We start from the raw sequence: 13,368 nt of genomic DNA on the forward strand, positions 1-13,368 counted from the left end.
TTCCATACGGTGGCGTATAGTCGCCTCCATACGCAACCGTATGGAGGCCGCGAGCAGGCCCCGAGCGTGAGGAGCCCCCCATGCCGACGCTGGTAGACGACTTCATCCCCCGCCCGGACGCGGCGGAGCGGCACTCGATCGTGATCAACGCCTCCCGCGACCGCGTCTGGCAGGCGATCACGCACCCGGACCCGAAGGACGTCCGCCTGGCCAAGCCGCTGATCGCCCTCCGGCGGCTGATCGACCGCTCCCCCACTGACCAGCCGAAGCGGAACCTGCCCAACTTCACCCCGCTGGCCGAGGACCCGATGCGGGAGCTCGTCGTCGGGACGGTCGGCCAGTGGTGGCGTCTGGGGCGCGCCGAGCGCACCCCGGCGATCGGCGACGTGACCGCGTTCCGCGCCTTCGACCAGCCCGGGTACGCGAAGGCGACGTTCAGCTTCCTGCTGGACGACGCGGGGCCGGGGCGCGTCCGCCTGATCACCGAGACCAGGGTCCTGGCCACCAGCCCCGACGCCCGCCGCGCCTTCCGCCGCTACTGGATCGTCATCCGCCTCGGCAGCGGCCTGATCCGCCGCGTCATGCTCTCCGCCATCCGAGCCCGCGTCTGACCAGCCGCGCGAGGACACGCACACGACCATGGCCGTGCGCGCCGGTCGGTCAGGTAGCGGGGCGGAAGTGCTCACACAGGGCGATAGCCTCGTGTCGTGCTGGATAAGATCGCGGCGACCCGTTATGTGACGCCGTTGCGCGAGGGCGGATCGCTGCCGGGCGTGGTCGAGGCGGATGATCTCGGCACCTACGTGGTGAAGTTCCGGGGAGCGGGCCAGGGCCGCCGCGTGCTCGTGGCGGAGATCATCTCGGGTGAGCTGGCCAGGCGGCTCGAACTCCGTACTCCCGAGATCAAGCTGATCGACCTCGACCCGCAGATCGCCATCCGGGAGCCCGACGAGGAGGTGCAGGACCTGCTCAAGGCGAGCACCGGCCTCAACCTGGCGATCGACTTCCTGCCCGGCTCCCTCGGGTTCGAGCCGCTGACGTGGACGCCCGACCGGATGTTCGCCTCGCGGGTGGTCTGGTTCGACGGCCTGATCCACAACGTCGACCGCAGCTGGCGCAACCCCAACCTGCTCCTCTGGCACCGCGACATCTGGCTGATCGACCATGGCGCGGCGCTCTGGTTCCACCACAACTGGCGGACGGCCGACCCGCGACGGCCGTTCGATGTGGGAGACCATGTGCTGGCGCCGTTCGCGACTCACCTTGAGACCGCGGCGGCCGAGCTGTCCGCGAAGATCACTCCCGAGCTCCTGGAGACCGTCACCGCGCTGGTGCCCGACGAATGGCTCGACGACGAACCCGGCTTCGACTCGGCGCAGGCCGTCCGCGACGCCTATGTCGACCACCTGCTCCAGCGCGCGCGGGCACCGTACGAGTGGCTGAGACCACCCGAGACCCCGGTCGGCGAACCCACGGGCCCGGCCTCCGTCGGCGAGTTCTGGCGGGGAGGCGACCGATGAGCAGGGACGTCTACGAGTACGCGGTGATCCGCGTGATGCCGCGCGTCGAGCGCGGCGAGCTGATCAACGCGGGTGTGCTGCTCTACTGCCAGCCACGCGACTACCTCTGCGCGCGGGTCGATCTCGACGCGACCCGGCTGCGCGCCCTCGACCCGGCTGTGGACATCGACGGTGTACGGCAGGCGCTCAGTGCCTATGAACTGGCCTGCGGCGAGGAGGCCGGACCGCTGGCCAAGGAGTCACTCGGCGGAAGGTTCCGCTGGCTGACAGCACCGCGCAGCACCATCGTGCAGACCGGCCCGGTCCACGCCGGTCTCACCACCGACCCGGACACCGAGCTGGCCAGACTCTTCGACAAACTGGTCCGGCCCTGACCCCAGACGGCCCTGACCCCAGACGGCCCTGACCCCAGACGGCCGCGCCAGCAAGGTACACCGGACCGATATCCGCGCCTCACCGGATTTCGGGAGTGCGGCGTCGAGGACGCCGAGAATGGGCTCCGGCCGCGGTCAGGCTGAGTCGGGGGCGCAGGCGGTTTCGTGTGGCCGTCCGTCCTCAACCCTCGCGATGGGCTCGCCGACGAGATGTTGTAGCGCGCTCTGCAGAGAGTTCCGCGCCGAGGGGGCGAGGTCGGCCAAGAGCCGGTCCTCGATCGCCTCTATGGCGGCGCGGGCGGCTTTGAGGGCGTGGCTGCCTTCAGTGGTGACCTCGATGATGCGGGCCCTGCGGTCGGCGGGGTCCGGCCGGCGGCGCACCAGGCCAGCGCTTTCCAGTTCGTCGAGGATGAGGACCAGCTTGCTCTTGTCGACCGATACGGCCTGGGCGAGAGCGAGCTGGGAGCTGGCAGGGGCTTCAACGATGGCCATCAAGACCGTGTAGCCCCACAGGGTCATGCCGTGCTCACGTACGGCCGCGCTCTCGGCTGTGGCCAGGCCCTGCTTCAGCCGCGCGAACAGCCAGTGCAGGTCCTGGTGCAACCAGCTGCCGGGCGAGCCTTCCGGGTGGGGAGCGTTGGCCATGCCCAGCATGATACCAAACTCATATGTTCTTGACTTGAAACTATCTTGCTCTATATTGATTGCGATTCCAGACCATCTTGAATGTGAGGCAATCTTGTGACGCATCTCCTGCATCTGGACGCCAGCGGACGCAGCGACTCGTTCTCGCGCAGGCTCGGAAGGACCTTCGTGACCGGCTGGCGGGCCACCCATCCCGACGGCATCTACACCTACCGCGACCTCGTGGCGGACCCGGTGCCACCCATCGACGAGAACCGGGTCCACCTCGCCACCCAGTCATCCGTGAACGGGGTGCGCGACATCGAGGCCATGGACAAGGTGGCCGCGACCGCCCCCGAACTGGCCAGGAGCTGGGCGGCCACCCGTCCGCTGGTGGAACAGCTCCTCGCGGCCGACGTCCTGCTCCTGGGCGTGCCGATGTACAACTTCACGGTGCCCGCCGCGCTCAAGGCGTGGATCGACCGCGTGACCCTGCCCTGGCTGCCGCTCAAGGGCAAGTCGGCCGTGGTGCTGAGCGCGCGCGGCGGGGGCTACGGCCCGGGCATGCCCCGCGAGCAGTTCGACTTCCAGGAGCCCTACCTGCGCGCCTACTTCTCCGTGCTCGGGCTGGACGACGTGGAGTTCGTCCATGCCGAGCTCACGCATGCCACGGTCATGCCCTTCCTCGCCCAGTTCCGCGACCAGCACGAGGCCTCCCATACCGCGGCGCTCGACGCGGTGCACGCCCTGGCGACCCGAGCCCGCGCCGAGATCCCGTCCGCAACCTGACTCGAGAGGAAATCGCATCATGAACACAGATCTCAACGGCCGCGTGGTCCTGATCACCGGCGCGTCGACCGGCATAGGAGCCGCGACCGCCCGCGCCTTCGGGCGCGAAGGCGCCCGGGTGGCGATCACCTACCGCAACAACCCCAGCAGCGCCGAGAAGGTGGCCGCCGACGTGGAGTCCTCCGGCGGGCAGGCGCACATCGTCCGACTCGACCTCGAAGACCTGCCCACCATCGACCAAGCTGTCGCGAGCGTCATAGAGCGCTGGGGAGGTATCGACGTCCTCATCGCCAATGCCGTGCGCTGGGGCGGCGACGGCCCGCCCGACCCCAGCCTCCGCTTCGAGGACGTCCCGCTGCAGGAGTGGGACGCGATGATCGGCGCCAACCTGATCGGAACCGCGGCCACGGTCCGCGCGGTCCTGTCCGGCATGCGCGCCAAGGGCTGGGGCCGTATCGTGCTGATCTCCTCGAGCGTCGCGGAGGAGGGCCTGCCCGGCCCGGGCCCCTACGGCACCGCCAAATCGGGCCTGTACGGGCTCGCCCGTAGCCTGGCCTGGAACGGCGGCCCGGACGGGATCCTGGTCAACGTCGTGGCACCGGGCTTCACCCTGACCGACAGCCGCCCCGACATCCCGGCTTTCGTCACCGACGCCCTCGCCGCCGCCACCCCCACCCGCAGGCTCTCCCACTCCGACGACGTGGCCAACCTCATCGTCTTCCTGGGCTCGGGAGCCAACGGCAACCTCACCGGCGAGGTGATCCGGGACGGCTCCGCCGCCGCACGCGCACCGCACATCGGCGGATAGCAGCCCCAACCCGCACCACACGAACGTGCTCCCCGCCCGGCCGGGCGGGCGGGGACCACCAGACGGCGGGCGAGCTGGTTGGCCACATGCGCGCCAAGGTCACGGCGGACCAGGTGCAGGCACAGGTCGAGCCCGCCGCTGAGCCCCGCGCTGGCCGTCGAGGAGTCCCGCGGCGGCAAGGGCGCACGCGCCATTGCACTGACAGAGTCACCGTCACCCGCGGTCACACCTTGACCAGCGACTCCCAGATCCCCATCACCAAGATCATGGCTAGAACAGGACGGACATGAACGTGTCCACCTCGTGGAAGCCCACCTTCCGGTAGACCGCCCGCGCCGAGTGGTTGAAGTCGTTGACGTACAGCGAGACCACCGGAGCGAAGCAATCCAGGGCGGCGTCCACCACCGCGGCCATCCCGGCCACCGCGTGTCCCTGGCCGCGCAGCGCGGGGTCGACCCACACCCCCTGGATCTGGCAGGCATGGGGAGTGACCGCGCCGACCTCGGCCTTGAACACCACGCGGCCGTCGTCGATGCGCGCATAGGACCTGCCGATGCGGATCAGCTCGGCCACCCTGGTCCGGTAGAGGGCGCCGCCGTCGCCGAGGTTGGGCGAGACGCCCACTTCCTCGGTGAACATCGACACGCAGGCCGGCAGCAGGGTCTCGAACTGGTCCGGGCGGACCCGCCGGACCAGCGGGTCGGCGGGCACGGGCGACCTGCGCGAGGTGGCCATGACCGGCTGTGCCCAGCGGATCGTGCGGGCCCGGCCCCAGTACGGCTCCAGGCGCTCCCACAGCAGTGAGACCGCATCGGCGGGGCCCACGATGGACGAGCAGCGGCGGCCCTGCTTGCGGGCGCGGTCGGCGAAGGCGTGCACGGCTTCGGGACCGGCGTTGACCGGCACCATGTTTGCCCCCGCGTAGCAGAGCGAGACAAGCCCGCCGCGCGGCCCGAACCCCCACATCTGCCCGCCCAGCCGCGCCGGATTGAGTCCGACGGTCCGCACCCGGGAGGAGACGAAGACGTTGGCGACCGGATCGAAGTCGAGCAAGGCAAGGGCTTCGTCCCGGTCGCTGTCATCGAGCACACGCGACGCCGATGTACGCAGCATCACATGGTCAGACTACGCGAACGACCACCGAATAGCTCATCTGGCGAGGAGCTCGGTGCGCCTTTCGTGACCTAGAGGGCTAACGGCCGCCATATGGGCCGTTGGCTTGGGCGTCGGCAGTTTGTCACAGTTGGCGGTGCGCCGCGGCACCGTGCCGTCGACCAGGTACGTGACCAGGTGGCGGTCCACGCACTGGTTCCCCGAAAGCGAGGACCCGTGGTTGCCGCCCGCGTCAACGACCATGCGGGCGCTCGGGAACAGCTTGCGCATGTTCAGGGCGCCCTGGTACGGCGTCGCGGCGTCGTCCTTCGACTGGATCATCAGGATCGGGGGCAGCCGCTTGGACGCGTTGATCTTGACCGGAGTGCCGCCCGGCACGGACCAGAACGCGCACGGGGCGTTGTACCAGGCGTTGGACCAGGTGAGGAACGGCGCCTGCCGGTACACCCGGGTCATGTCCGTCCGCCACTTGTCCCAGGACTTGGGCCACTGGACGTCGCGGCACTGCACGCTCAGGTAGATGGCGTAGCCGTTCTCCTCGTCGGCGTCCGGCTTGCCGTACTTGTTGTAGACGTCGACCAGTGCCTTCCCGTCGCCCTGCCGCACGTACCTGGACCAGGCGGCGGCCAGGTCGGGCCAGATCCTGTCGGAGTAGCCGGCCACGGTGAACGTGTCATCGAGTTCGCTCGGGCCGACCACCCCGGCGGCCGGGCGGTCGTGCAGCCTGGAGCGCATCGCGTACCAGGCGAACGAGGTCTGGGTGAGCGAGCCGCCGAGCTTGTAGACGGCGTTGTTCTTGGCGGTCCAGGCCAGGAAGGCGCGGTGCCTGCGCTCGAAGGCGCGGTCCTGGGACAGGTTGGCCTTGTACCAGACGCCGTCCGGGTCGACCGTGCTGTCCAGGACGAGGTGCTTGACCCGGTCGGGGAACAGCGTGGCGTAGATGGCGCCGATATAGGTGCCGTAGGAGTAGCCGAGGAAGCTGATCTGCGACTCGCCGAGGGCCGCGCGGATGCTGTCCATGTCGCGGGCGGTGTTCTCGGTGGTCAGGTGGGGCAGCAGCCACGCGTACAGGTCGCCGCAGCGGCTGGCGTATTCGCTGGCCCTGCCGAGCAGCACCTTCTCGTCTTCCTCATCGCGCGGCACCGCGTCGGGCCTGGGTGGGGCGTAGTAGACGGCGGGGTCGACGCAGTGCATGGCGGGCTCGCTGTTGCCCACGCCGCGCGGGTCGAAGCCGATGATGTCGTAACGGTCGGCGGCCTTCTGCGAGAGCGTCGCCGACACGTACTCGGCCAGCGACCGGCCCGAGGCGCCCGGCCCGCCGGGGTTGACCAGCAGCGGGCCCAGGTAGTCGCCGTCGCGCGGCACCTTGGCCTTGATCCGGTTGAGGGCCAGCGTGATCGACTGCCCCGCCGGCTCGTTGTAGTCGAGCGGCACCCGTACGGAGGCGCACTCGACACCGCTCACCGGGGGCGCGGACCGACTGATGACCGTCCCGGAATCGGCCGTCTCCGATGACGACGCCGGAGACGCCGCCGGGCAGGGCCCCCAGTCCAATCCTGAACTCACGGCGCTCCCGGCGGCCACGGCGCTACTCGCTCCCCCGACCACCGGCACCAGCATCGCCATCCCGACGACCACTCTTACGACCCGCTTCACACGGCCTCCCATTCGATTGGCAGACCGATGGTCTCTGAGTAACCGAGTCATGACGCTGGGTATGGAAGAACGCTTACCATTCTGTAATCGCCCAATTGCACGCCGTAACGCACTCGTGGACAGCCGGGGTGCCCGGTTTGCCCCGCCACTGGCCAAGAGTGCGCACGTCACGGCGGCGCGCCGTCTCCACCGGAGGAGCGTGTCCCTGGACAGGGCTCAGCCCGGTCGGCGTCTGGGGCCAACCGGGCTGAGCCGTAAAAAAAATATGGGTCTAAATCAGCCGACGACAACCTCAGGCTCGCCATCGAGGGCGATGCCCATCGAGTCGGCGATGCGCAGGGCCTCGTCGATCAGGGTCTCGACGATCTGCGACTCGGGGACCGTCTTCACGACCTCGCCCTTGACGAAGATCTGCCCCTTGCCGTTGCCCGAGGCCACGCCCAGGTCGGCCTCGCGGGCCTCCCCCGGCCCGTTGACGACGCAGCCCATCACGGCCACCCGCAGCGGCACCTTCAGCCCCTCGAGCCCCGCCTGCACCTGCTCCGCCAGCGTGTAGACGTCGACCTGGGCCCGCCCGCACGACGGGCACGAGACGATCTCCAGCCCGCGCTCCCGCAGCCCGAGCGACTCCAGGATCTGCGTGCCGACCTTGACCTCCTCGACCGGCGGCGCCGACAGCGAGACGCGGATGGTGTCGCCGATGCCCTCCGCCAGCAGCGCGCCGAACGCGACCGCCGACTTGATCGTGCCCTGGAAGGCCGGACCGGCCTCGGTCACGCCCAGGTGCAGCGGGTAGTCGCACTGGGCGGCCAGCAGCCGGTACGCGTTGATCATGACGACGGGGTCGTTGTGCTTGACCGAGATCTTGATGTCGCGGAACCCGTGCTCCTCGAACAGCGAGCACTCCCACAGCGCCGACTCGGTCAGCGCCTCCGGGGTCGCCTTGCCGTACTTCTGCAGCAACCGGGGGTCGAGCGAGCCGGCGTTGACGCCGATGCGGATCGGCACGCCATGATCGGCCGCGGCCCGCGCAATCTCGCCCACCTTGTCATCAAATTTCTTGATGTTGCCGGGGTTGACGCGCACCGCCGCGCAGCCCGCCTCGATGGCCGCGAACACGTACTTCGGCTGGAAGTGAATGTCGGCGATGACCGGGATCTGCGACTTGCGGGCGATGACGGGCAGCGCGTCAGCGTCGTCCTGCGACGGCACGGCCACCCGCACGATCTGGCAGCCCGAAGCGGTCAGCTCGGCGATCTGCTGCAAGGTGGCGTTGATGTCGGCGGTCACCGTGGTGGTCATCGACTGCACGGAGACCGGCGCGTCGCCACCGACCGGGACGCCGCCGACCATGATCTGGCGGGAGTGCCGGCGTTGGGCGAGCGGCTTGGGACGGACCGTGGGGATGCCGAGTGCTACAGAAGACATTTCAACCCTTGAGTTTCGGTAACGGTATCCAGTGTAGGTAGCCCGTGGGACTGCCGGGCTGTGAGCTCCGTCCCAGGTCTCATCCGCCGGCCGCGCCCCGTACGAGCTCGCTCGCGCGGGTGCGAGCCCAGGCGTCGGCGGCGAGCACCTCCTCGACCGAGTCCGCGGGGGTCACCCGGTGCTCTTCGACGACCTTGGCGACCGTGTCGACGATAGCCGGGAACCGCAGCCCGCCGCCGATGAACGCCTCCAGGCACGCCTCATTGGCCGCGTTGTAGACCGCGGGCGCGGTGCCGCCCTCGGTGCCGACGTGCCTGGCCAGCGCGACGGCGGGGAAGGCATCGTCGTCGAGCGGCTCGAAGGTCCATTCCTGGGCCCGGGTCCAGTCGATGGGGGCCGCGGCGCCCGCGATCCGCTCGGGGTGGCCGAGCGCGAGCGCGATGGGCAGCCGCATGTCGGGCGGGCTGGCCTGGGCGATGGTGGAGCCGTCGATGTACTCGACCATGGAGTGGATGATCGACTGAGGGTGCACCACGACCTCGATCCGGTCGAAGCCGATGTCGAACAGCAGGTGCGCCTCAATAACCTCCAGCCCCTTGTTGACCAGGGTGGCCGAGTTGATGGTGATCATGGGGCCCATGGACCAGGTGGGGTGCGCCAGGGCCATCTCGGGCGTGACGTCGAACAGGTCCGCGCGCTTGCGCCCCCTGAACGGCCCGCCGCTCGCGGTGATGACCAGCCGCTTGACCGCCTCGGGCCGGTGACCGTCGGGACCACTGGCCCACAGGCACTGCTGCACGGCCGAGTGCTCTGAGTCGACGGGCAGGATCTGCCCCGGCGCGGCCAGCCGCTTGACCAGCGGCCCGCCGATGATCAGCGACTCCTTGTTGGCCAGGGCGAGTGTCCGGCCCGCCTTCAGCGCGACCAGCGTGGAGGTCAGGCCGAGCGCGCCGGTGATGCCGTTGAGCACCGTGTCGCACGGCCACGCCGCCGCCTCCGCGACCCCTTCGGGGCCCGCGAGCACCACCGGGCTCGCGCCGCGCGCCGCGAGCGCCTCCTTCAGCGCCGGCACGGCGGCGGCGTCGGCCACGGCCACCACCTCGGCGCCGTGCTCGGCCGCCTGCTCGGCGAGCAGCTCGACCTTCCCGCCACCGGCCGCGAGCCCGGCGACCCTGAACCTGCCCGGATCGGTGCCGATGACATCTAGTGCCTGGGTGCCGATCGAGCCGGTGGAGCCGAGGACGACGACGGAGCGGAGGGTGTCTGCGTGCACCCGTCCATTGTCCCCGCTGCCGGAAGCGACCCGGCACGCGGCTCCCCCGTCCCTGAATATGGCAACGCCTGTGACTCCAGATATTCCAGTACATTAACGCCCAAATATCCCCATATCCGTATGCGCAAATCCTGAGAAATCGGGATATTGGGGCCGCTACCTTCCAATCTCAGATCCGGGATTTCGGGAGGTACGTAATGCGCCGCAGAGTCGCTCTGCTTTCCATCCTCACCCTCACCGCCGGGGGCGCCCTGCTCCCGGCAGGGCTCGCGCAGGCCCGGTCGGGGCCCAAGCCCGCCCAGAAGGCGGCCGCCGACTCCATCTCCGAGCAGCAGACCGTCCTGCGCTACTGGACCCCGCAGAAGATGGAGGCGGCCCAGCCGCTCGACGCCCCCGCGCCCAAGAAGCAGGCCAAACCGGCCATGGGCGCCCCTGGCGAGCCCACCACGGTCCCGCCCACCAGCGCGCCAGGCAACGCGGCGCAGGCCGCCAACAGCGGCGGCTCCGCCTGGACCCGCGGCGGCGCGATCACCAAGACGACCGGCCGCGTCTTCTTCACCTACCAGGGACGCAACGCCTCCTGCTCCGGCTCGGCCGTGACCAGCGCCAACAAGAGCGTGGTGCTCACCGCGGGCCACTGCGTCAAGATGGGCGGCGCCTTCCACACCAACTGGGTGTTCGTCCCCGGATACGACAAGGGCAACCGCCCGAACGGCACCTGGGCGGCCACCAAGCTGCTGACCACCCCGCAGTGGAACGCCGGCGAGGACATCGACTTCGACGTCGCCGCCGCCGTGGTGGCGCCGCTGCAGGGCAAGGCGCTGACCGACGTCGTGGGCGGCCAGGGCGTGGCGTTCAACCAGGCGCGGCGCCAGCAGATGTACGCCTTCGGCTACCCGGCGGCGGCCCCGTACGACGGCTCGAAGCTGACCTACTGCAGCGGCCGCGCGTTCGACGATTTCCTGATGTCCAAGGATCAGGGTTTGACTTGCGACATGACCGGTGGTTCGAGCGGCGGTCCATGGTTCCAGAATTTTAATGAAACGACCGGCCTCGGCACTCAAAACTCCGTCAACAGCTTCAAATACAACTTCGCCGCTAAATGGATGTTCGGCCCTTATTTCGGGTCAGAGGCCCAAGCCGTCTACCAAGCCGCCCAGAGCACCAACGTCCTCTGAAGCCATTCACCGAAAGTAGTCACAAGAACACATCTTGTGGTGCACACTCGGGGGTCATGAGCCTGAGCACCTCCTTGCTGACAGCCGTACCGCTCGTCACGGGGCTGATGGGCCCCGCGCTCATCGGCGCCATGCCCGTCCAGCACCATGACCCCGCCCATCGCGTCGCCAAGCAGGTCGTGCACACGGCCAAGCGGACGGAGGTGGTCGAGCACGTGGCCGCCCGCAGCCCCGCCGAGCAGCGGCGCGTGCTCGACTACTGGACACCGGCCCGGATGGCCGACGCCCTGCCGATCGACATGCTCGGCATCGTGACCAAGCGTGACGGCCTGCTGGGCGGCCTCGCCAAGAAGACGGGGATCGCCGCGGCACCCGGCCTGACCGGCGAGAAAGTGACCCGCGAGAGCGAGAAGGCCCGGCTCCCCGTCCCCCGCCTCCAGTCGGCCCGGCCCCTGACCACCACGTCCGGCTCCCGCTGGCTGACCGGCGGCGCGGTGACCCGCACCACCGGCCGCGTCTTCCTGACCGTCAGCGGGATCGACTTCGTGTGCTCCGCGAGCACGGTCAAGAGCGCGAGCAGGGACCTCGTGGTCACCGCCGGCCACTGCGTCAAGGACGGCACCGGCGAGTGGGCGGCCAACTGGCAGTTCGTGCCCGGCTACCGCGACGGCGGCGGCCACCCCTACGGCCAGTACGCCGCCCGCCGCATGTTCGTCACCGGCCCGTGGGCGCACTCCGCCGACGACAGCTACGACGTGGGCATGGTGGCCCTGACGACCGCGGAGAGCCAGCACGTCACCGACGTGGTCGGCGGCCAGCAGATCGCCTTCAACGGCGCGCGCGGCGGCCAGACGTTCGGCTTCGGCTTCCCGGCCGACCCGCCCTATGACGGCGAGCACTTGGTCTACTGCGCGGGCCGCCTGCACGGCGACCCCTACAAGCAGACCCGCGACCAGGGCCTGGGCTGCGACATGACGGCGGGCTCCAGCGGCGGCCCGTGGCTGTCCGGCTTCGACCCCGCCACGGGCACCGGCGAGATCACGTCGCTGAGCAGCTTCAAGTACAGCGACGACCAGCGCACCATGTACGGCCCGTACTTCGGCGACGCCGCCAAGGCCCTGTTCGACACGGCCCAGCGGGCATAGCTAGAGCGACAGGCCGGTCAGCACCATGACCTTCTCGTAGGTGTAGTCCGTCATCGCCGAGTGCAGGCCCTCGCGGCCGACGCCGGAGTCCTTCACGCCGCCGTACGGCATCTGGTCGGCCCGGTACGACGGCACGTCGCCGATGATCACTCCACCCACCTCCAGCTCCCGGTTGGCCCGGAAGGCCGCGTCCAGCGACCGCGTGAACACGCCGGCCTGAAGGCCGTACCTGGAGTCGTTGACCATCGCGTACGCCTCGTCGATGTTCGCGGCCGGCTGCAGGACCATGACCGGCCCGAAGACCTCCTCGCGCAGGACCTTGGCGTCGCCGGGCACGTCGGCCAGGACGGTGGGCGCGTACGTGGCGCCCTCGCGGGTGCCGCCCGCGAGCACGCGGGCGCCCCCGTCGACCGCCTCCTGGACCCACTGCTCGACGCGTTCGGCGGCGTGGACCGAGACCAGCGGTCCGACCTGCGTCTTCTCGTCGGCCGGATCGCCGGTGACGAGCCCGGCGACGGCCGGGAGCAGGCGCTCGACGAAGGCGTCGTAGACGGGCTGCTCGACGATCACCCGCTGCACGGCGATGCAGCTCTGACCGGCCTGGTAGTTGGAGAACAGGGCGACGCGCTGCGCCGCCCAGTCGAGGTCGGCGTCGCTCAGCACGACGGCCGCGGCGTTGCCGCCGAGTTCGAGCGTCACGTGCTTGCGCGGGATCTGGTCGGCGATCGCGTAGCCGACCGGCGCGGAGCCGGTGAACGACACCACCGGCAGCCTGGGATCCTCCACCAGGACGGAGGCGCGCTCGTTCTCGACCGGCAGCACGGAGAACATCCCGGCCGGCAGGTCGGTCTCGGCCAGGAGCTCGCCGAGCAGGAGCGAGGTCAGCGGCGTGGCGGGCGCCGGCTTGACGATGATGGGCGCGCCGACGGCGATGGCGGGCGCGACCTTGTGGGCGACCAGGTTCAGCGGGAAGTTGAACGGCGTGATCGCGAGCACCGGCCCGTACGGCAGACGGGAGACGTACGCCAGGCGCCCGGCGGCGGCGGGCTCGGTGTCGAGCCGCTGCACACCGCCCGACCAGCGGCGGGTCTCCTCGGCGGCGAAGCGAAAGGTGGCGATCGCGCGGGTGACCTCGCCCCGGGCCCAGAAGATCGGCTTGCCGTTCTCAGCGGTGATCAGGTGCGCGATCTCGTCGGCCCGCTCCGCGATGCGGCGCGAGAGGTGGGCCAGCGCTTCGGCGCGTACGTGCGCGGGGAGCGCGGCGGCCTGCCCGGCGACCGCGTGAGCGGCCGCGACGGCCTCCTCGACCTGGGCGTCGGTCGGCACGGAATAGCGGCCGACGTCGCGACCGTCGTGGGGATTGGTCACGGTGAGCTGGGAGTCGCCGGTGGCTGGCCGGCCCGCGAGCCAGAAGGTACGCACGTCCATGTTCTCGACGTTATGCCAAGGCGACGATCGGG

General features: G+C 69.9%; 13 protein-coding genes and 1 pseudogene. 7 read left to right on the forward strand and 7 right to left on the reverse strand.

Annotated elements, in window-relative coordinates; translation table 11 throughout:
• Window positions 1–80 precede the first annotated feature (80 nt).
• From AB0L53_RS37635 to AB0L53_RS37645, 3 genes are all read left to right on the forward strand, one after another.
• Complete coding sequence (locus tag AB0L53_RS37635) at window positions 81–611, forward strand: hypothetical protein (RefSeq protein ID WP_364004622.1); 531 nt, start codon at window positions 81–83, stop codon at window positions 609–611.
• Window positions 612–707: 96 nt separating this feature from the next.
• The gene (locus tag AB0L53_RS37640) at window positions 708–1,520 is read left to right on the forward strand and encodes a HipA family kinase (RefSeq protein ID WP_364004625.1); all 813 of its coding nucleotides are present in this window, start codon (window positions 708–710) and stop codon (window positions 1,518–1,520) included.
• Window positions 1,517–1,894: a DUF3037 domain-containing protein gene (locus tag AB0L53_RS37645; protein WP_364004628.1), complete on the forward strand. Its 378-nt coding sequence runs from the start codon at window positions 1,517–1,519 to the stop codon at window positions 1,892–1,894. The genes AB0L53_RS37640 and AB0L53_RS37645 overlap by 4 nt, the downstream gene beginning before the upstream one ends.
• A 135-nt stretch (window positions 1,895–2,029) precedes the next feature.
• On the opposite strand, the gene AB0L53_RS37650 is transcribed toward AB0L53_RS37645, so the two are convergent.
• Window positions 2,030–2,539 (reverse strand): MarR family winged helix-turn-helix transcriptional regulator, encoded by a 510-nt coding sequence (locus AB0L53_RS37650; RefSeq protein ID WP_364004631.1) that lies wholly within the window; start codon window positions 2,537–2,539, stop codon window positions 2,030–2,032.
• 96 nt (window positions 2,540–2,635) lie between these two features.
• On the opposite strand from AB0L53_RS37650, the gene AB0L53_RS37655 reads away from it, so the two are divergent.
• Both AB0L53_RS37655 and AB0L53_RS37660 read left to right on the forward strand, forming a co-directional pair.
• Entirely contained in the window at window positions 2,636–3,307 is a 672-nt protein-coding gene (locus AB0L53_RS37655) for an NAD(P)H-dependent oxidoreductase (protein WP_364004634.1), read from the forward strand.
• Between the two features lie 19 nt (window positions 3,308–3,326).
• Entirely contained in the window at window positions 3,327–4,115 is a 789-nt protein-coding gene (locus AB0L53_RS37660) for an SDR family oxidoreductase (protein ID WP_364004637.1), read from the forward strand.
• A 50-nt stretch (window positions 4,116–4,165) separates the two neighbouring features.
• On the opposite strand, the pseudogene AB0L53_RS37665 reads toward AB0L53_RS37660, so the two are convergent.
• From AB0L53_RS37665 to dxr, 5 genes and pseudogenes are all read right to left on the reverse strand, one after another.
• Window positions 4,166–4,267: pseudogene (locus AB0L53_RS37665) on the reverse strand (AraC family transcriptional regulator); the annotation flags it as partial.
• Between the two features lie 118 nt (window positions 4,268–4,385).
• Window positions 4,386–5,228, reverse strand: a complete 843-nt coding sequence (locus AB0L53_RS37670; RefSeq protein ID WP_357948106.1) for a GNAT family N-acetyltransferase — start codon at window positions 5,226–5,228, stop codon at window positions 4,386–4,388.
• Window positions 5,229–5,264: 36 nt separating this feature from the next.
• Window positions 5,265–6,692: an alpha/beta hydrolase gene (locus AB0L53_RS37675; protein WP_364004640.1), complete on the reverse strand. Its 1,428-nt coding sequence runs from the start codon at window positions 6,690–6,692 to the stop codon at window positions 5,265–5,267.
• A 468-nt stretch (window positions 6,693–7,160) separates the two neighbouring features.
• Entirely contained in the window at window positions 7,161–8,312 is a 1,152-nt protein-coding gene (gene ispG, locus AB0L53_RS37680; RefSeq protein ID WP_357946451.1) for a flavodoxin-dependent (E)-4-hydroxy-3-methylbut-2-enyl-diphosphate synthase, read from the reverse strand.
• Window positions 8,313–8,391: 79 nt separating this feature from the next.
• A complete protein-coding gene (gene dxr / locus AB0L53_RS37685) occupies window positions 8,392–9,585 on the reverse strand; it encodes a 1-deoxy-D-xylulose-5-phosphate reductoisomerase (RefSeq protein ID WP_364004644.1) in 1,194 nt (397 codons plus the stop codon).
• Window positions 9,586–9,782: 197 nt separating this feature from the next.
• Between dxr and AB0L53_RS37690 the strand changes: the two genes are divergently transcribed.
• Both AB0L53_RS37690 and AB0L53_RS37695 read left to right on the forward strand, forming a co-directional pair.
• Entirely contained in the window at window positions 9,783–10,763 is a 981-nt protein-coding gene (locus tag AB0L53_RS37690; protein WP_364004647.1) for a trypsin-like peptidase domain-containing protein, read from the forward strand.
• A 56-nt stretch (window positions 10,764–10,819) separates the two neighbouring features.
• Window positions 10,820–11,908: a hypothetical protein gene (locus AB0L53_RS37695; protein ID WP_364004650.1), complete on the forward strand. Its 1,089-nt coding sequence runs from the start codon at window positions 10,820–10,822 to the stop codon at window positions 11,906–11,908.
• Here the strand turns inward: AB0L53_RS37695 and AB0L53_RS37700 are convergent, their stop codons facing one another.
• The gene (locus AB0L53_RS37700; RefSeq protein ID WP_364004653.1) at window positions 11,909–13,336 is read right to left on the reverse strand and encodes an aldehyde dehydrogenase family protein; all 1,428 of its coding nucleotides are present in this window, start codon (window positions 13,334–13,336) and stop codon (window positions 11,909–11,911) included.
• Window positions 13,337–13,368 lie beyond the last annotated feature (32 nt).

The sequence above is a fragment of the Nonomuraea sp. NPDC052129 genome, assembly GCF_040680095.1.
GTDB lineage: Bacteria > Actinomycetota > Actinomycetes > Streptosporangiales > Streptosporangiaceae > Nonomuraea.

Excerpts from the sequence above, each read along its gene's own strand:
- AB0L53_RS37670 (WP_357948106.1), bottom strand. The coding sequence starts at position 5,228 with ATGCTGCGTACATCGGCGTCGCGTGTGCTCGATGACAGCGACCGGGAC.
- AB0L53_RS37660 (WP_364004637.1), top strand. The coding sequence starts at position 3,327 with ATGAACACAGATCTCAACGGCCGCGTGGTCCTGATCACCGGCGCGTCG.
- AB0L53_RS37695 (WP_364004650.1), top strand. The coding sequence starts at position 10,820 with ATGAGCCTGAGCACCTCCTTGCTGACAGCCGTACCGCTCGTCACGGGG.
- AB0L53_RS37690 (WP_364004647.1), top strand. The coding sequence starts at position 9,783 with ATGCGCCGCAGAGTCGCTCTGCTTTCCATCCTCACCCTCACCGCCGGG.
- AB0L53_RS37645 (WP_364004628.1), top strand. The coding sequence starts at position 1,517 with ATGAGCAGGGACGTCTACGAGTACGCGGTGATCCGCGTGATGCCGCGC.
- AB0L53_RS37700 (WP_364004653.1), bottom strand. The coding sequence starts at position 13,336 with ATGGACGTGCGTACCTTCTGGCTCGCGGGCCGGCCAGCCACCGGCGAC.
- AB0L53_RS37650 (WP_364004631.1), bottom strand. The coding sequence starts at position 2,539 with ATGGCCAACGCTCCCCACCCGGAAGGCTCGCCCGGCAGCTGGTTGCAC.
- AB0L53_RS37635 (WP_364004622.1), top strand. The coding sequence starts at position 81 with ATGCCGACGCTGGTAGACGACTTCATCCCCCGCCCGGACGCGGCGGAG.
- ispG (WP_357946451.1), bottom strand. The coding sequence starts at position 8,312 with ATGTCTTCTGTAGCACTCGGCATCCCCACGGTCCGTCCCAAGCCGCTC.